18 protein-coding genes are annotated in these 16,505 nt (G+C 44.4%); 4 read left to right on the top strand and 14 right to left on the bottom strand.

The genetic code is table 11. The annotated features are described in order from the left end of the window. The first annotated feature begins 21 nt into the window (after nucleotides 1-21). On the top strand, nucleotides 22-873 hold the full coding sequence (locus tag ACGTNH_RS03480; RefSeq protein ID WP_394585008.1) for an ABC transporter ATP-binding protein: 852 nt from the start codon (nucleotides 22-24) through the stop codon (nucleotides 871-873). Further along, the gene (locus ACGTNH_RS03475) at nucleotides 870-1,619 is read left to right on the top strand and encodes an ABC transporter permease (RefSeq protein ID WP_394585007.1); all 750 of its coding nucleotides are present in this window, start codon (nucleotides 870-872) and stop codon (nucleotides 1,617-1,619) included. Before ACGTNH_RS03480 ends, ACGTNH_RS03475 begins: the two co-directional genes overlap by 4 nt. 67 nt (nucleotides 1,620-1,686) lie before the next feature. Here ACGTNH_RS03475 and ACGTNH_RS03470 read toward each other — a convergent pair whose 3' ends face one another. Then, nucleotides 1,687-1,947 (bottom strand): hypothetical protein, encoded by a 261-nt coding sequence (locus ACGTNH_RS03470; protein ID WP_394585006.1) that lies wholly within the window; start codon nucleotides 1,945-1,947, stop codon nucleotides 1,687-1,689. A gap of 680 nt (nucleotides 1,948-2,627) precedes the next feature. Between ACGTNH_RS03470 and ACGTNH_RS03465 the strand changes: the two genes are divergently transcribed. After that, nucleotides 2,628-3,809 (top strand): Ltp family lipoprotein, encoded by a 1,182-nt coding sequence (locus ACGTNH_RS03465; RefSeq protein ID WP_394585005.1) that lies wholly within the window; start codon nucleotides 2,628-2,630, stop codon nucleotides 3,807-3,809. Nucleotides 3,810-4,049: 240 nt separating this feature from the next. Here the strand turns inward: ACGTNH_RS03465 and ACGTNH_RS03460 are convergent, their stop codons facing one another. The 6 genes from ACGTNH_RS03460 to ACGTNH_RS03435 form a co-directional block, all read right to left on the bottom strand. Further along, complete coding sequence (locus tag ACGTNH_RS03460; RefSeq protein ID WP_394585003.1) at nucleotides 4,050-4,730, bottom strand: YdeJ family lipoprotein; 681 nt, start codon at nucleotides 4,728-4,730, stop codon at nucleotides 4,050-4,052. Between the two features lie 83 nt (nucleotides 4,731-4,813). Then, on the bottom strand, nucleotides 4,814-5,437 hold the full coding sequence (locus tag ACGTNH_RS03455; protein ID WP_394585001.1) for an FMN-binding negative transcriptional regulator: 624 nt from the start codon (nucleotides 5,435-5,437) through the stop codon (nucleotides 4,814-4,816). An 18-nt stretch (nucleotides 5,438-5,455) separates the two neighbouring features. Next, the gene (gene paiA / locus ACGTNH_RS03450) at nucleotides 5,456-5,971 is read right to left on the bottom strand and encodes a spermidine/spermine N(1)-acetyltransferase (protein ID WP_394585000.1); all 516 of its coding nucleotides are present in this window, start codon (nucleotides 5,969-5,971) and stop codon (nucleotides 5,456-5,458) included. A gap of 18 nt (nucleotides 5,972-5,989) precedes the next feature. Then, nucleotides 5,990-6,442, bottom strand: a complete 453-nt coding sequence (locus tag ACGTNH_RS03445) for a MarR family winged helix-turn-helix transcriptional regulator (protein ID WP_394584999.1) — start codon at nucleotides 6,440-6,442, stop codon at nucleotides 5,990-5,992. 119 nt (nucleotides 6,443-6,561) lie between these two features. Then, nucleotides 6,562-7,536: a class F sortase gene (locus ACGTNH_RS03440; protein ID WP_394584998.1), complete on the bottom strand. Its 975-nt coding sequence runs from the start codon at nucleotides 7,534-7,536 to the stop codon at nucleotides 6,562-6,564. A 15-nt stretch (nucleotides 7,537-7,551) separates the two neighbouring features. Next, on the bottom strand, nucleotides 7,552-8,820 hold the full coding sequence (locus tag ACGTNH_RS03435; RefSeq protein WP_444875028.1) for a copper amine oxidase: 1,269 nt from the start codon (nucleotides 8,818-8,820) through the stop codon (nucleotides 7,552-7,554). Nucleotides 8,821-9,250: 430 nt separating this feature from the next. Between ACGTNH_RS03435 and ACGTNH_RS03430 the strand changes: the two genes are divergently transcribed. Then, nucleotides 9,251-9,862 carry a poly-gamma-glutamate hydrolase family protein gene (locus tag ACGTNH_RS03430; RefSeq protein ID WP_394584996.1) on the top strand — a complete coding sequence of 204 codons (612 nt, stop codon included), beginning with the start codon at nucleotides 9,251-9,253 and terminating at the stop codon, nucleotides 9,860-9,862. A gap of 345 nt (nucleotides 9,863-10,207) precedes the next feature. On the opposite strand, the gene ggt is transcribed toward ACGTNH_RS03430, so the two are convergent. From ggt to ACGTNH_RS03395, 7 genes are all read right to left on the bottom strand, one after another. Further along, nucleotides 10,208-11,869, bottom strand: coding sequence for a gamma-glutamyltransferase (gene ggt, locus ACGTNH_RS03425; RefSeq protein WP_394584995.1), 1,662 nt, complete (start codon nucleotides 11,867-11,869; stop codon nucleotides 10,208-10,210). A 4-nt stretch (nucleotides 11,870-11,873) separates the two neighbouring features. Beyond that, nucleotides 11,874-12,044: a hypothetical protein gene (locus ACGTNH_RS03420; RefSeq protein ID WP_394584994.1), complete on the bottom strand. Its 171-nt coding sequence runs from the start codon at nucleotides 12,042-12,044 to the stop codon at nucleotides 11,874-11,876. Between the two features lies 1 nt (nucleotide 12,045). Then, on the bottom strand, nucleotides 12,046-12,522 hold the full coding sequence (gene pgsC / locus ACGTNH_RS03415; protein ID WP_188377459.1) for a poly-gamma-glutamate biosynthesis protein PgsC: 477 nt from the start codon (nucleotides 12,520-12,522) through the stop codon (nucleotides 12,046-12,048). 13 nt (nucleotides 12,523-12,535) lie between these two features. Further along, the gene (gene pgsB, locus ACGTNH_RS03410) at nucleotides 12,536-13,729 is read right to left on the bottom strand and encodes a poly-gamma-glutamate synthase PgsB (protein ID WP_394584993.1); all 1,194 of its coding nucleotides are present in this window, start codon (nucleotides 13,727-13,729) and stop codon (nucleotides 12,536-12,538) included. Between the two features lie 528 nt (nucleotides 13,730-14,257). Next, nucleotides 14,258-15,301, bottom strand: coding sequence for a galactitol-1-phosphate 5-dehydrogenase (locus ACGTNH_RS03405; protein ID WP_394584992.1), 1,044 nt, complete (start codon nucleotides 15,299-15,301; stop codon nucleotides 14,258-14,260). Continuing rightward, nucleotides 15,301-15,450 carry a hypothetical protein gene (locus ACGTNH_RS03400; protein WP_394584991.1) on the bottom strand — a complete coding sequence of 50 codons (150 nt, stop codon included), beginning with the start codon at nucleotides 15,448-15,450 and terminating at the stop codon, nucleotides 15,301-15,303. Before ACGTNH_RS03400 ends, ACGTNH_RS03405 begins: the two co-directional genes overlap by 1 nt. A 17-nt stretch (nucleotides 15,451-15,467) precedes the next feature. After that, nucleotides 15,468-16,496, bottom strand: coding sequence for a zinc-binding dehydrogenase (locus ACGTNH_RS03395; protein WP_394584989.1), 1,029 nt, complete (start codon nucleotides 16,494-16,496; stop codon nucleotides 15,468-15,470). Nucleotides 16,497-16,505: the final 9 nt, after the last annotated feature.

Here is a 16,505-nt window from a genome sequence, read left to right as displayed (position 1 = left end):
TTCATGAAGGAGAGAGGAAACGTGAGAAAAAAATTAATCCAAGTTGAACATTTATCAAAAAAGTTCAAGGATGAAACGGCTTTAAAAAATATAAGTTTTTCAGTTCATGAAGGAGAAATCTTTGGTTTTCTAGGTCCTTCAGGCTCCGGCAAAACGACAACGATTAAAATCTTAACCGGACAGCTGGCCCAATCTTCCGGGCAGGCTTTTGTTTTAGGTCATCCTGTGGAACGAATTGATGAAACAATTTATGAACACTTAGGGATTGTGACGGATAACAGCGGGTTATACGAAAGGTTGTCCGTCTATAATAATTTGAGAGCATTCGCTAAGTTATTGAATGTTGAAAGAAAACGGGTGGACGACCTCCTCCAAAAGGTTGGTCTATTTGAACATAAGAATAAAACGGCCAAAAATTTATCCAAGGGGATGAAACAGCGTTTGATTCTAGCTCGAGCGATGCTGCATCAGCCGAAGGTGCTGTTTTTAGACGAGCCAACCAGCGGGCTGGATCCTGTAACAAGTGAAGCCATTCACGCCTTACTTGAAGAATTAAAGGAAGATGGAACAGCCATATTTCTGACCACTCACAATATGGACGAAGCCGCGAAATTATGCGATCACGTCGCCCTACTGAATGATGGTTTGATTGTAGAACATGATTCACCCAAAGCTTTGGCTCTTAAATACAATCAAGATAAACGTTATCAAATATTACTGAGGGATGAAAAAGAGCTAATTTTGTCCCATTCGACCGAGACCATTGAACAGATTCATCAATGGCTGATTAATGATGAACTTTTAACCATCCATTCATGTGAGCCAAATTTAGAAAAAGTCTTTTTAGAAGTAACCGGGAGGGAATTGGTTTGAAACAATCATTTAGAAAAACAAACGCCGTTCTTCAATTGAGATTAAAACTGATCCTAAGCAATATGAGTATACTTTTCACCCCTATTTTCTCTATAGGATTTGTGATTATTATGGGCAGTCTTATGCCGGATGTAGTAGCCGGGGAGGCAGGAGCACCTTTTTCCACCAGTGGTTTTTTACTAAGCTTCGGCCTGATTTTCAACATTGCTATCGCTGGTATATCCATGAGCAGTTCGCCTATAGCTGAAGAAAAAGAGAAACATACCTTACGTGTATTAATGACATCTTCAGTTAAAGGTGGAGAGTATTTTATCGGCAGTATGATTCCAACATTACTCATCTTACTAACTACTAATATTCTTTTGGTACCGGCAAGCGGCGTGAATTTCGGAGACATCCCGTTACTTACTTATCTTGTTATTACGACCCTTGCCAGCTTAATCAGTATTGTAATTGGATATATTATTGGGATCTATGCGAAGAACCAAGCGCAGGCCTCCCTGGTCAGTACACCGATCTTGCTCATCTTAACATCGACACCTGTACTTCGGGCTTTCAATGAAGATTTAGCTGAAATATTAAACTACACGTATGGCGGGGTCTTAGCCAATTTAGCTGAATCACTATCCTTGAATCATGCGTATCAATGGAATGTAACGGATACAAGCGTTCTCTTAGGTTCGCTTTGTATCTCTTTGGTTATTTTCATTTATATCTATAAGAAAAATGGTCTCGATCAGGCATAAAAAAGCTACACCCATTTCGGAAAAAGACCGTAGATGTTTGTTATCTATGGTCTTTTTCATCTATTTGTTATGGCTTCCCATCTGTTATGGAATTCACAAAATATCCAGTAAACATGAGAATAAAAAAACTAAACAGCATAATGGTATTCAATACAATCAGCCAGTAATTCTTAATCAAACCGGCAAATACAATTCCAGCGGGCGCTATAATAAATATAACCATCCACCATGGACTAGCGACTTGAAATACTACATTTGGAACCCACACCCCTGCACAAATAATTAAGCTGGCTGCAGCCATCATTTTAAAAAGCTTTTCTTTGTTCATTTATAACTCCCTCTGATTCTTTAAATTCCCTTAGTGACAACCTGTTATTTGAGAGAAAATAATTATGTTGTTCGATTTGTATTACCTCTTTATAAGCACTTTATATTCCTACCATTTAATGATTGAAGCGGCTGCTAAAACTCTTATACAAGCTGAGTATGCTTTTAATGACTAAAAGGATCCCTATTAAGAGATGAAGAATTGATCTCTCCATTTCATTAAAACCTGAGATAGAAACAATGATGAAGACTGCCCCGCATATAAGAACAATGGAATAAAATACGATGTTAAATTTTCTAAATGCTTCTGATTCTTTCATGGCCGACACCTTTCTTTCATTGAAAATAATAATAGAACTCCTTATAGAGACAGCTGTTTAATTTGAAGTGATCAAAATTCATTAGATTCTAGCTGCCCCTCTATTAGGAAGTTTACATCAGTTCCTTAGGTATTTGGTAATTTCCTACAAATGTTTTTCCAGAAAATCGAAACATATTTTGGCGGCCATTCTTTGAAAAGAAATCAAACTGCGTGAAAGGCTCCATCTCTAATAATGATAAGGCAAGAGAGTATGACTTGGTATTTAATTAGTAACATGAATTACGAGAGTAAGCATGGCTTTTGAAGTGGTATAATAGAATCAGAATGAGGGGTAAAACTTAATAAGGGGAGATTAATCAATGGATTCATTTTTATTCATTTTAATGTTAGCGGCTTTAGCAGGCATGATATTCTTTGCTGTCTTAGCCTTCGTCAAAGGGAGGGAGAACCGACTTCGTAACTTTGCTAAGTCCGGTGGTTTTCTGTTCGCACTTTTAGCTTTATCCATGATCTTTGGATCAACGGGTGATGATTCTCCCTGGGAAACAATTTTATTAATCTTAATGCTAGCGGCTTTAGCAGGGATGGTCGTTTTTGTTGTCTTGGCCTTCGTGAAAGGTAAGGGGAGCAGGGGCAGAAACTTTGCTAAATCAGGTGGTTTTCTGTTTGCCTTTGTAGTTCTAGCCGTGATTTTAGGATCGATCGCTGAAGAGGCGCCTGTTGCTGATGAGGTTGCAGTTGAAGCCTCAGCAGAAGACAAAGAAGCTGAAGAGCAAGCTCAGAAAGAGAAAGAAGAACAGGAAGCTAAAGAAGCTGAGGAGCAGGCTCAAAAAGAAAAAGAAGAGCAGGAAGATAAAGAAGCTGAGGAGCAGGCTCAGAAAGAGAAAGAAGAGCAGGAAGCTAAGGAAGCTGAGGAGCAGGCTCAGAAAGAGAAAGAAGAGCAGGAAGCTAAGGAAGCTGAGGAGCAGGCTCAGAAAGAGAAAGAAGAGCAGGAAGATAAAGAAGCTGAAGAGCAGGCTCAAAAAGAGAAAGAAGAGCAAGAAGCTAAGGAAGCTGAAGAGCAGGCTCAAAAAGAAGAACAGGAAGCTAAAGAAGCTGAAGAAAACAGCGTAACGGGTCCTCAAGAACAAGCTGTTCGTACGGCTCAAAGCTACCTTGATTACACCGCTTTCTCTAAAACAGGGCTGATCGAGCAATTAGAATATGAAGGATTCAGTCAAGGGGATGCCACATACGCTGTAGACAATATTACGGTGGACTGGAGAGAGCAGGCGGTTATTGCAGCTCAAGACTATATTGATTATACGGCTTTTTCAAGGGAAGGTTTAATCGACCAATTACAGTATGAAGGATACAGCACAGAAGATGCGGCATACGCTGTAGATAATATTACGGTGGACTGGAGAGAACAGGCTGTTATTGCGGCTCAAGACTATCTGGATTATACTTCTTTTTCAAGACAGGGTTTAATCGATCAACTAGTGTATGAGGGGTACAGTACAGAAGACGCCACATACGCTGCAGGCCAGGTTGGTTTGTGATCGATGTGTTTAGGAAGCAGCTGTTTGCTGCTCCCTTTATGTGTACCAGGTACAGACTTTCAATTTTGGTGTACCTGGTACCAAAAAAAGATAGGAAATTAATAAATTTGCTCTTGTATATGTAAGAAAGCAAAGAAAGCTTGCGGGAAAATGTTGTTTTTCCCGCAAGCTTTCTTTTTTAATGGATATTCGGTTCCAGGTACAGGGTTTCTCCTTTTGTGTACCTGGTACTCTTTTAAATTATTGAATATTTATCTTTTTGATAATCTTGATGATCTCTTCGTCATTCCCCGGCTCGATGTATACTTCCTCCGTGTTGTTAATCATGTCTTCCATGTCTTCAAGAACGTCATCATCATCGAGATGATCAGGACGAGGAAAACCGCCGTACCAACGGATCGGCACGTCATACACATTAATTGTACCGTCCCCATTGCCGCTATAGATTACGCCTTCACCATCGACCAGGCGGGAGCCGCGAAGCTTAACGACATCCTCTGGATAGCTCAGACTAATTTCCTCATCAGGATTAAGCGGTGTGCCGGCCGGGATATGCTCCACACTTAATTGTTCAATGTCCTGATGGGATCCTAGCTGCCGCCAGACGCGGGCATATTCGATTTCTTCGGAAGAATATCCATCCAGGGCTTGTTCTTCTTTTTCATATGTATTCTCATCATTTGGTTCTTCTGAAGATGTATCCTCTGAATCTTCCTTCTCCGTATCATTTGAATTATTCTCTTCTGCATCTGAATCGTCGCTTTCCTCGTCTTTTGCTTTATCTTCTTCTGAGGCTGTGTTTTCTTCTTCAGCATCAGCAGGTTCTGCTTCTGATTTTCCGTCCGCTCCGTTTGAACATGCAGCCAGTACTAGTACAAGCAGAAGCAGGGCGAGATAACTTACTTTTGTTCGATTCTTCATTGAATCACTCCTTTATAAGTAGTGTCACTCCCTCACTAATTATTCCAGAATAATCCAATTAAATCAATTCATTTTTACATAATTTACAATTCGTTTTCTCTCTTTTTAAGGTTCTTCTTCATAAGCGAGGCAATATGTCGGTTATCCTCCTGGGAAGAGTTCTCTAACTGCTTAATGACTTTCTCCTGACGCTCCGCGGGATGGTTTTGACTTAGTTTTGCTTTTGCCTCAATCTTAGTCACTTTTATTCGAAAAGCTGTTATTCCTTTACTCATCCCCTCGATAAAACCAGGATCAAGAGCATTTAAATCGTACGTACTGTCGGGGCTTTCATATTTAGCGACCAGCTCATGGAGGGAATCGTAAATCGTTTGACTGTCCTCTATTAATTCCAATTTTCCATATACGTGGGCTGAGACGTAATTCCAAGTAGGCACGGCTTTCTCTGTTTCATACCAGGACGGGGAAATGAAGCAGTGAGGGCCTTGAAAGACGGCAAGCACCTGCTGGTTCTCTGCATCCTTCCACTGCTCATTCGCCCGGGCAAAATGACCATACAGCGCATGTTCTGATTCTTCGTACATGAGGGGAAGATGGGTCGCGCACGGTTCTCCGTTATGCTGTGAAAAAAGAGTGGCAAATCCATTGTCATTGATAAATTCATAGACTTCATCTTCATTCATTTTAAAATGCTTCGGAATGTACATTCAGTCTCCACCTTTCTACTATAGTTTTTTTACCATAATGATGTCCGTCTGCTCTTCGTCTCCCATATAAAACGAATGAGCGCCTGTTTGCACAAAACCCATCTTCTTATAAAACGCGATCGCATTCTCATTCTTTTCCCATACGCCCAGCCAGACCTTCGTTTTATGCTGTTCTACTGCCATTTCGATGGCTAGATTCAGCAGACCTTTCCCAAGCCCGTGCTTTTGAAATTGATCGATGATATAGATCCGCTCAATCTCAAACGAGTCCTCTCCCATTTTCTCCGTCTGAGCCTCGCCGGTATTCACCTTTAAATAGCCGGCCAGCTCTTCTTTTACGTAAATAAAATAGAAGTGCGAATTCTGAGCGGCTATTTCTTTTTCCACTTGATGAATGGTAAAGGCCTTGTTTAAATAGCTCTCCATATTTTCAGGTGAATTTTGATGCTGGAAGGTATTTTTAAAGGTTGTATAGCCGATTTCCTGAAGCTGTGGTACATCGTCGCAGGTACACTTGCGGATTGTAATCGTCATATTTTCGAGCACTCCTTTTTAATAGTTTCGCTTGTTTCCTTTTTTCACAAATTCCCAGTCTTTTTCGATATTGTCTCTGACTCTTTGAAGCATATGGAAAATATCTTCGGCTTCACTTTCAGAAAACCCCTCTAGTGCCACGCTATTGGAGTAATCGTTCTCTCTTTTGATCAAAGGGTACACCTTCTCCCCTTTTTCTGTAGGATAGAGTTTTTTAATTTTCTTGTTGTGTGGATCTTCTCTCTTTTCAATGAATCCGTTCGTTTCCAGCTTCTTGATGGCACGGGCGGCTGTTGTGCGGTCTACTTTGATCATTTCGGCGGCTTTTTCCTGAATGATGCCCGGGTTTTCATAGATGCGTACCAGGTACAGATACTGTCCTTTGGTTAAATCATATTCTTTGAATTCGATATTACTGATGGAATCTAAGGCTCTTGCAATCATCCCTATTTCGCGGAGTATTTCCTTCATAATGGGCTCCTTTGCGTTATTGTTATTCATTATTTTAAGGTTATTTTGTTGCAAATGCAACATTTTTAATTATAAAAAAACGAAGCCCCTTATATTGAGACTCCGTTCAATGTTCTCTTCTATTCTTGATTTACGCTCTCCGATGGTTCTGATTCTGTGCCATCCAGGTAAACGGTCGTGACGTAATACACGTGATCCGCTGCTTCTTTATCTGTGAACGATTTACGTTCATGCGATGAAATACTTGAGACGTGGTCAAAATTTTCACCGTCGTCACTTTTATAGACACGGTACCCGGCGACGCCTTCGACACGGACGGCATGCCATGTCAGAACACTGCCGCTCATGTTGATTTCATCCGGGGGTGTTGATTCTGAATCCGCGTCTGGTTCCTCTGACTCGGCAGGTTCTTCTAATTCGGTATATACGACGAGTCGTTCTTCGTGCGTTCCTTGATCGCGGTTAAAGGTGCCTGTACAAGTGATCAGATTCAAATTTTTTTCATCCGATGGTCCAAAGATGTTCTGGATGGGTGCGTCGGTGTATGGGTAGCTTTCCATCTGCTGGACAGTGTAGGTTCGTTCGTCGCCGACGTCGTTGGATACGATGATTTCGTCGCCTTCTTCGAGCTGGTCGAGATAGAAAAAGACGGCGGGGCCTGATTTGCTGTCGACATGGCCGGCTAGGACGCTGTTTCCTAGTTCGCCGGGTTTGGTGCCTGGTTCGTACCAGCCGACGTTATCGATGTTCTCAGGCACGCCCATCTGACCGTTGTCGAGAATCCCCACTTGTTCGATCGGGGCGTCAACATCAATAGCCGGGATCTTGATGTGTGTCGGTGTGATACCTTCGTCCTGCCGGCTCTGCTGGAATTTTTCAATTTGCTGGTCGTTCAGCAGGGTGAATTCTTCATCTAATGGGACATCTTCTTCCGGCGGCTCGAGTTGTTCGTCAGATTGTGTTTCAGAGGAGAGCTGTCCTCTCTCTAATCCTTCGTTGGTATCGTCCGTCCAGCTGGCGAAGACGTCGGTGCTGTAGATTGCGAGTAAGAGGGCAACAAAGCCCACGATGGTAAAATAGATTCTCCACTTCATTGCCCGTCCCTCCTTTTATTTGCTGGCTGTTTTTCGCTTAAGAAACCCGGCTGCTGTGACAGCAGCTGCTGCGAATGCGATCCACAGCATGGTGGAATTCTGATCAGCTGTACCGCCGAGTCCTGTCTTCGGCATATCAGACGGCATGTCATCAGCTGCAAATTTATCCGGCATCTGTGAAACAATAGCTTCGCTTAAATTCTCCCCGATGCCGAACATGAAACCGTATCCTTCGCGGAAGGAGTCGTAAGCTGCGTCGTAATTGGCTTCGGTATAGTGATCAAAGGTTTGCAGAACTTGTTCTTCGTGCTGCCAGATAGCTTGAGTGGCGTCTTCAGCCGGCATTTTGCCTTCTGTTGCTTCAGAGAGGAATCCTCCGAAGTTTTCAGCAAAAGCTTGAAGACTTTCTTCGGATTGGCTGCGCAGTTGTTCATCTTCTTCAAGGGCAGCCGTGATCACATCGGACTGCGCGTTAATGTGATCCTGCTGCCAGACGCTTTCAAATTGTTCAGCGCCTTCCGTTCCGTAGATCGATTCAATCGCTGCTTTGAAATCTTTAGTGTGCATGTCCTCCGCCCAGGTGACAAAATCATAATCGGCTGCTTGATCGTAGCCCTTTTGCATTTCAAGGGAGGCGAGCGCGAAATGTTCCGCTGCCAGGCTGTTTAAGTTTGAGCGCAGGTCAGCGGCCGGGGTATCGGCTTTACTGTTGTCAAATTTGTCCGGCATTTGGGTTGTGATCGCTGTTGAGAGAGCTTTGCTGATGTCAAACATGCGGTGGAACCCTTCACGATAGGTACCGTACGCTTCTTCGTATTCTTCATTTGTGTAGTGATCGAACGTTTGGATGACGTCCTGTTCATGTGCGGCGATGACTTCCTCAGCCGCTTCTTTTGGCAGGTTATCTTCAGTCGCTGTAGCTAAAAATTCGCTGAATTCTTCAACGAATTCATCAACTTCGGCTTCTGCTTCCTCTCGTAAGGCTGCATCATTTTTCGCGGCTTCTACGAAGTCTGGAGAGTAGTCATTATGGTTAATGAAAATCTCTTCAAACTGAGCCGCTCCTTCTTCGCCGTAGACGGATTCAATTGCCGGTGTCATGTCTTTGGCATTCTCGTCAAGAGCCTGATACGCTTGTTCTGTATCTTCGGCGTCATGGTAATCTTTCATCATTGCGGTCGTGGCTAAGGTGAAGTGTTCAGACAATAGCTGGTCGAGCGTCGTTCTGAGGTCAGCTGCCGGTGTTATTGCTGTGGCTGTAGGTTCCTCGTGATCGTGTGCCATCGCGATGGATGGGGTGAGCAGGGTGACGGCTGTCAGTGTAAGTAATGTGCGTTTGATGGTTTTCTTCATAAGTAGTTCACTCTCCTTTTGATTTTTGGTGTTCCTATGTAGCTAACGTAAGAGATATTAAAGTGGATCACTTTTATTTGAGATTTTTTTGTAGAGAGGTGTTTTGGGTACCAGGTACAGCCTTCTCTATTTTGTGTACCTGGTACCTTTACAATAGTGAAATTTACATTTTAACTACTATTTTTGTTCTAAAATTGATAATTGTAAGGGATTGAGGGTGTGAATGTACCATGTTCGTATGTACCAGGTACAGGTTCTTGATTTCCGCGTACCTGGTACACACACACTGTAACGGCTGGAGGTAGCGACCTAACGCAGGAAAATAACGCCCTAACGATCAGGACAGAGAGGAAAGATGACGATGGGAACGTTGTACAATACATTTGATGAGCTTAAAAAAGAAACAGAACTCGGGCGAGACTACGCCATCGTAAGTGAAATCCATGATTCAAATGTTCTCATTATGGCTATTCATGGCGGCGGTATTGAAGCTGGTTGCTCGGAGCTTGCTGTGGCAACTGCTGAAGACGGACGTTTTTCCTATTATTGCTTTGAAGGGATTCGCCGTAAGGGTAATCAAGAGCTCCACGTGTCTTCGACTCAATTTGATGAACCAGAAGCGCTGCGCATGGCTGCTGCTCACTCGTACTCGCTCGCTTATCATGGATACGAGGAGGCGAAGTGGAAGCATACACTTGTCGGCGGTGCTGATCGCTCCGGACGAAAGAAGGTATGCGAATCATTAATCGCTGCAGGGTTCAGTGCAGAGGTTTTGCCGGATGCCAGTGCAATCGCCGGGGTTGATGCGCGGAATATCGTGAACCGCAATAAAAGAGGCATGGGTGTGCAGCTTGAACTGAGTACGGCACAGCGCGAAGTCTTCTTTGGAACAAATAACAGATTGGAGCGCGGGAAGACGCAGACCGACGAATTCCACCGATATGTTGAAGCAGTATGCAACGGAATACGGTGAAGAGATTTGGTACCAGGTACAGTCATCTCCTGTTGGTGTACCTGGTACCTCAATCATAGCGAAAATTAATATTTCACTATGTAATGGAGTAGGAATTTTGCTGTTTGAGGCCTGCGTGTACCAGGTACAATCTCCCTCTTTTTGCGTACCTGGTACACCCAAGAGAGCCAAAATTTAAAGTTTCCTATTGAAAATGCAAAAAAGCCTGCAGGAAAATAAGATTTTCCTGCAGGCTTTTTTTATTGATGGGTAGTTTGTACCAGGTACAGGTTTTCCCCTTTTGTGTACCTGGTACCAGCTATCATCCTCTATCGTCCTTTACTTCAACTATCCTCTATACTTCTATCATTCTGACTCCCAGCTGCCTTGTCTTCTTGGGTCGCTGGCGCCGTGGATGCTGTCGTTTTCGTAATCGATGACGAGTCCCTGGACGCTTCCGAAGTAGGAGGTGCGGTCCGAGTATTCAACGTTTACGTCTAAATCTTCTTCTGGGTCTTCTAATAACACATAATCATTTTCCACCTGCAGCTTATCTTTATCCAACTCAAGGAAGGTTCTCGGTTCTTCGACAGCCGCTTGGATCGGCTCATTGAATTTCACCGTGCGGACTAACTGCTGAGAGATGATTGGCGTAATTCTCCGACCACCAGAAGCTCCGATTCCAATCACCGGATTCCCGTTTTTAGCCAGGACGGCCGGGGTCGTATAGCTGAATGGACGTTTACCCGGTTCCGGTTTGTTTGGTGAGTTTTTGCTGTTGCTGAAGTTTTTCAATTGATTGTTTAAGAAAAAGCCTTCAACGTACTCGCCGGATCCAAAGAAGTTACTGAGCGTATTCGTGACGGATACCATCATCCCGTCTTGATCGACGACGACGAAATGGGTCGTGTTCTCATGGTCTTCTAAGTCGGCATCGGAATCCAGTTTCGAGCGGTATTCATCGGAAAGCTCAGAACCCTCCACTTTGGATGCGAGGTCCTTAATGTGATCTTCTGAAAGCATTTCTTTCGTTGGAACGTCAGTAAATTCCGGATCTCCTACTTTTTCCAGACGATCCGTGTAACTGACACGGTTAATCATGCCCATCATCATGGCAAAATCAATCGGTTTATCTTTTGTCTCTTCGATTTGAAGCATCTCGGCCATTTCCAGGCTTTGCAGCAGCATAATGCCGCCGGATGGCGGGGGCGGCGCTAATACATCGTAATCGCCGAACTGACCTTCGATCGGTTCTGATGCTTCTACTTTATAAGATTCTAAATCTTCTTCACTGATTTTATCTTCTTTGCCGGTAATTTCTTCAGCCAGTTCGCCTTTATAAAAAGCGTCTGGTCCCTCTTCCTTAATGGCTTTCAGCGTATCCGCCAGCTGCTGCTGCTTTAGGATTTCGCCCGCTTCAATGGGTTCGCCGTCAGGATACATATGATCTAAGTCGGGCATGCGGTACTCGGCATCATTCAGCCGGTTGTGCAGTGTTTCAGAAACGGTCACACCGTTGCTGGCGAAATTAATCGACGGCTCAATGAGCTGCTCCATATCGACCGTTCCGAAATCGTCGTGCACGTCATACATTCCCTGTACAAATCCCGGCACACCGGTACCACTTTCCGGCAGTTCCTCTGACTCGGGCGCAACTTCGCGATAATCATAAATAACAGGAGACTTGTCACTCCCTTTTTCCGGGTGGATCAGCATCGTTCCGCCTCCGCCGATCCCTGAACCGTAGGGCTCCCCGACGCCTAGCACAAAACTTACGGCTATTGCTGCATCAACGGCGTTTCCGCCTTGTTCTAATACTTTCATGCCTACTTCCGTCGCAATCGTACTATCAGATGTTACACCATAAGAGCCAACCTCTTCTTCGTCGGGAGCTGAGTCGTTCAACTTATAATCATCGTCTTTTGCATTTTGTTCATCAATGATCCCGCTCTGCCTTATATTAAGCAGAATAAGAATAATGATAAACAAGCTGATGAGAATGATGTTGAACGTTTTGTTTTTATTCATTGGATTATACCAGGTTGATTAAACAAAGAGCTGCAGTAACGATTAATCCCAACGTAGCATCTGTGGTTGTGCGCTTCTTATGGCGTTTGATTGTTTTTAACACCCATTGGCTAAACGTTAATTTTGATTCCTTCTTGGCTTGTCTATTTTTTCTATAATTTAAAGTTGCTTCCATTTTAAATGCCTCCTCCAATTACACTTGATAAAGTTACGATTCCAAAGGTTACGCCGCTAAGCAGCAATGTGCTTGCTGTAGTCGGCAGTACGCCTTGTTTTTGAATAGTATTGGCGATCAACCCGGGGATTATAACTCCAATCGCCATCATGCCGTCGACGATATCCGGGGTTGAAAATCCCGGGACAGCCATATCAAAGCTGATTTTAAGAATAATGCCCACGGTTAACATCGCCGTAAATTTCCTGCGGCCGTATAAGATGGTGAACTTCGCAATCACCTTCATAACGATTAAATACGTAAGAAAACTGATCATAAAGACGACCGCAATGCTGACCGGGAACGTAAACAGCATGGCGATATAACCCGGCACGACAAGTCCCGCCGGCAGGACGCCTGTTTTCTCGGTATAAAATAAACTAAGAACGATTCCAGCAACTAACGCTAAATATACATCTCCAGTATCAAATACAAACATAATGAATTCCTTTCTATGCCGTTCCTTTTATAATTTTCTTTTGTTCCAATCGAGTGACTAATTCTTCTGCACCGCCATGGATATTGCCAATCCCATAAATCGTTTTAGCAGTTAAGAATGGCTGAAGCACGCGGACAATTTCTTCGGTTTCATAGCCTTCTAGATCAAGAAGATTCCTTACAGGCAGTGCCCCATTCTTATAAGCATCAACAATCGGCCCTGTCGTTTCTCCCATTAAGATTAATGTTTCACAAGGAAGATGCGGCAGCACCTGCTTCGCAAACTGTTCTGTTCGATCGACGCGGTCCTCCCGGCAGTTCATAATGATGACGGGATCCTGTGTCGGATAACTCAACTGCTTAACGCGCTCCCAAATATTCAGAGTGGAGGTCGGATCGTTCGCTGAGAATCCATTGACGAGAAAGCTTGGATTGTGCTGATCACCGATCGGCAGTATCTGCATCGCCCCCGGATCCGGCCAAGCCTCAAGCATTCCCTGCTTCGCAGTCTCATAATCAATACCTAAAATATCCGCAACGGCTAACGCTAAGGCTGCATTTTCCGGGAACACCATGTATTCGAATTTTTTCAAGAAATCTTCAGAAATGAGCGACGTATCACATACATGCACCTTCGTATTCCGTTGTTCAGCCATCTCTTTAAAGTGAGGAACAAACGGACTTTCATTGACGATCAAATCTCCGTCATAAGGGATCGCATCCCCAAATGAATCAGCCACCTCTTCAAGCGTTGGGCCTAACACGTCCATGTGATCCTCCAGCACATTTACAATCAGGCCGATATTCGCCTGGAGCAGCTCGTTTTGGAAAATCACCTGATAATCCGGCTTCACCGCCATGCACTCACTAACAAGCGCATCCGCTTCCAGCTGTACCGTTTTATCCAACACCTTCCGCTGCTCGCCGATGTTCGGGCCTTCCATCCTGCGCTGAATCGGCTCCTCCTGCGCATCAAACCAGTACAGCATCCGCGCATCGGTTCCTGTCGTTTTACCGACCGTCTTGTAGCCCGCCTTCTGCAGAACCCCGGTGATTAACCGTGTCACCGTCGACTTTCCGCGTATGCCATTGACATTGACCCGCACCGGAATGCTTTCTATATTTTTGTTGTTCTTCATCTTCTCCTTAGCACCAAGGAAAAAAGCGATCAAACCTAGAATAATAATGATACTTAGTTCAACTACCATGTTTTACCTCCATAGCAAATGTTCCGACTTTCATGTATTTGGATGAGAGCTTATTAAATAGAAACTTTCATTAATCCGCAGACTAATATACTAGAAGAAAATGTCCTGTAGGTTACACATGGGTTAAAATATATATCATATTTATTACATACAAGATTTAGTTTAAAGGGGTAAAATAGCGCATATCCATCAATATCTATGGTGTTAGTTTCCTTTGTTTCCAAGAAAATTCCACCTATTTATGATTGAAATCCTTAGTAAATGCATTATTCCAATATATTTCGGTTCCGTATGGATCAGATCTGCTGGTTAAAAGGTCCTCATGGGGGTTGAAAAATAATTTTTATCTTTGTGTCTATTTTGTTGTTGGATTGAAATATTTGAGGAAGAATCAGTCTTGAAAGTTAGTAATTGGAAGATATTTTCATAGAGATATCAAGGGGATGTAAGGGGTTTGTGGGTATTTGTGGGAGTGCTCGTAAAAATTCAAAAACACCCATGATTAGCGTTTGGCTAATCATGGGTGTTTTATGGCTGCAGCAGCACCTTGACATACGAACCTTTTCCTTGAATCATTTCATCAAACGTCTCCGGGCCTTCAGAAAGCTGCAGTTTATGTGAAATCATAGCCTCAACGTTCAGCTGGCCGGTGCTCATATAGTGGACCGTCGCATCCCATTCCTTTCCGGGAAAAGGAGAAGAAATCGCATTCCACGAGCCGAGTACGCGCAGTTCATTGCGGACAATGCGTTCAAAGAAATAGCGTTCGATTTGAATATCGGCGTAAGGGATGCCCATGAAAACAACCTCGCCTCCTTTTTTCGGAAGCGCGAAGATCTCAGCAGACGTGACCGGCGACCCGGCAGATTCAATGGCAGTATCAACGCCCCGGCCGCTGGTATGATCCATGATCTGTTCGTGGGCCGGCTGTTGTCTGCCGTTTACAAGCACATCAGCGCCGACGTCTTTAGCGACTTGTAATTTCGTATCATCAATATCAATGGCGTACACTTTCTTGGCACCGAAAATTTTTGCCCATTGGATGGCTAATAATCCAATGCTGCCACAACCCATGACCGCTACTTCTGCGCCTGGTTGCATGTTCGTCCGATAGAAACCGTGAGCGACGACTGCAGAGGGTTCAATTAAAGCAGCTGTTTCAAAGTCTACTTCATCCGGCAGCGGGATGATATTTTCTGCTGGCAGCTTGACGTATTCGGCGTAAGATCCAGGGTGGCGGGCGCCTATAACGGTAAGGTGTTCGCAGCGTGAGAGGTCACCTTTTTGACAGCTTTCGCATGCTCCGCAGTAATAGGCAGGGCAGCCAGCCACCCGATCTCCGGCTTTTAAATGTTGAACGCTCGGACCGACCGCTGCTACTTCACCGGAGAACTCGTGTCCAAAGGTCATGCCTTCAACGTAGGGTCCGAGCTTTTTATAACGAGAGAGATCCGACCCGCAGATCCCTGCCGCCTTTACTTTCACAATGACGTCATCATTCTGTTCAATCGCCGGTTTTTTCGTATCTTCAAAGCGCAGATCCTGCTTACCGTATAAATTGAGGGCTTTCATCAGCTTGCCGTTTCCTGTCGCTTCGCCGTGAAAATTTTATAGATCGCTGCCCCTACAATGATCGTGTTAAAAATCGCCTGGTATTCAAAATAAAAATCACCGATTCCGCGCATGGGTCCTAACATGAAATCTAACAATGCATCAACCATGTGTCTCCCTCATTTCTTTAAACTGGTTTAAGCAGTACTTTAATCGCTTCACCGCTTTTGATGGCTTCGTATGCTTCATTCCACTGGGTGATGTCAAATTCGTGAGTTACTAGTGCTTTCGCGTTGACGCTGCCGTTGTTCATCAACTCAAGCGACGGCTCCCAGTCTGCTGACTTTTGACTGCGGCTGCCGACTACTCGAATTTCTTTTTGAATAATTCTTTCTAAATCGAAGGCTACTTCCGGCTTGGCAAAAATGCCGACCTGGGCGTACTGTCCTTTTTTCCGCAGCAGGTCGAGTCCCTGTTTCGCTGCGGGAGCTGCTCCTGAGCATTCAAAGACGATGTCCGCTCCGTAGCCGTCGGTTAAATGATCGACGAGCTCTTTAATATTTTCTGTCTGCGTATCAACGGCATAATCAAGTCCGATCTCTTTTGCCTTATCAAGGCGTACTTTATCATTCGTTAAGCCTGTAATGATCACCCTCGCACCCCGGCTTTTCGCAACTTGTGCGGTAAATAAGCCGATCGGGCCCGGACCGATCACAACAACGACATCGTCTTTCTCAATCTCAGTTTTCGCTGCCGCATGGTACGTACACGCTAACGGCTCGGTCATCGCGGCGGATTGATCATCAACGTTATCAGGAATATGGTGGACGCTTTCTTTTCGAGCAATTAAATATTTGGCAAAACCACCGTCCTGCTGGGTGCCGAGTCCTTTTCGATGATTGCACAGGTTATAGTCACCCGACTGGCAGTATTCACATTCGCCGCAAATATAGAAGGTTGTTTCAGAAGTGACGCGGTCGCCGGGCTTAAATTCCGTCACGCCTTCGCCCACTTCCACCACTACTCCGGAAAATTCATGTCCTAACGTCACAGGGGCAGCGACACGGTAATGCCCCTCATACGTATGAATGTCTGAGCCGCAGATGCCTGCGTATTTGACTTCGATTTTCACCTGATCGGGCCCGGCTGCTGGAACGTTTCGATCCTGAAGCTCTAAATGACCAAAGCCTAATTCCGTTTTCACTAATGCTTTCATTCGAGTGAC

The sequence above is a fragment of the Halobacillus sp. B23F22_1 genome, assembly GCF_043497005.1.
Lineage (GTDB): Bacteria > Bacillota > Bacilli > Bacillales > Halobacillaceae > Halobacillus_A.
The sequence above is the reverse complement of the archived record's forward strand: the minus strand, read 5'-3'. Positions and strand labels throughout refer to the sequence as shown.

Excerpts from the sequence above, each read along its gene's own strand:
- ACGTNH_RS03470 (WP_394585006.1), bottom strand. The coding sequence starts at position 1,947 with ATGAACAAAGAAAAGCTTTTTAAAATGATGGCTGCAGCCAGCTTAATT.
- ACGTNH_RS03465 (WP_394585005.1), top strand. The coding sequence starts at position 2,628 with ATGGATTCATTTTTATTCATTTTAATGTTAGCGGCTTTAGCAGGCATG.
- ACGTNH_RS03460 (WP_394585003.1), bottom strand. The coding sequence starts at position 4,730 with ATGAAGAATCGAACAAAAGTAAGTTATCTCGCCCTGCTTCTGCTTGTA.
- ACGTNH_RS03455 (WP_394585001.1), bottom strand. The coding sequence starts at position 5,437 with ATGTACATTCCGAAGCATTTTAAAATGAATGAAGATGAAGTCTATGAA.
- paiA (WP_394585000.1), bottom strand. The coding sequence starts at position 5,971 with ATGACGATTACAATCCGCAAGTGTACCTGCGACGATGTACCACAGCTT.
- ACGTNH_RS03445 (WP_394584999.1), bottom strand. The coding sequence starts at position 6,442 with ATGAAGGAAATACTCCGCGAAATAGGGATGATTGCAAGAGCCTTAGAT.
- ACGTNH_RS03440 (WP_394584998.1), bottom strand. The coding sequence starts at position 7,536 with ATGAAGTGGAGAATCTATTTTACCATCGTGGGCTTTGTTGCCCTCTTA.
- ACGTNH_RS03435 (WP_444875028.1), bottom strand. The coding sequence starts at position 8,820 with ATGGCACACGATCACGAGGAACCTACAGCCACAGCAATAACACCGGCA.
- ACGTNH_RS03430 (WP_394584996.1), top strand. The coding sequence starts at position 9,251 with ATGGGAACGTTGTACAATACATTTGATGAGCTTAAAAAAGAAACAGAA.
- ggt (WP_394584995.1), bottom strand. The coding sequence starts at position 11,869 with ATGAATAAAAACAAAACGTTCAACATCATTCTCATCAGCTTGTTTATC.
- ACGTNH_RS03420 (WP_394584994.1), bottom strand. The coding sequence starts at position 12,044 with ATGGAAGCAACTTTAAATTATAGAAAAAATAGACAAGCCAAGAAGGAA.
- pgsC (WP_188377459.1), bottom strand. The coding sequence starts at position 12,522 with ATGTTTGTATTTGATACTGGAGATGTATATTTAGCGTTAGTTGCTGGA.
- pgsB (WP_394584993.1), bottom strand. The coding sequence starts at position 13,729 with ATGGTAGTTGAACTAAGTATCATTATTATTCTAGGTTTGATCGCTTTT.
- ACGTNH_RS03405 (WP_394584992.1), bottom strand. The coding sequence starts at position 15,301 with ATGAAAGCCCTCAATTTATACGGTAAGCAGGATCTGCGCTTTGAAGAT.
- ACGTNH_RS03400 (WP_394584991.1), bottom strand. The coding sequence starts at position 15,450 with ATGGTTGATGCATTGTTAGATTTCATGTTAGGACCCATGCGCGGAATC.
- ACGTNH_RS03395 (WP_394584989.1), bottom strand. The coding sequence starts at position 16,496 with ATGAAAGCATTAGTGAAAACGGAATTAGGCTTTGGTCATTTAGAGCTT.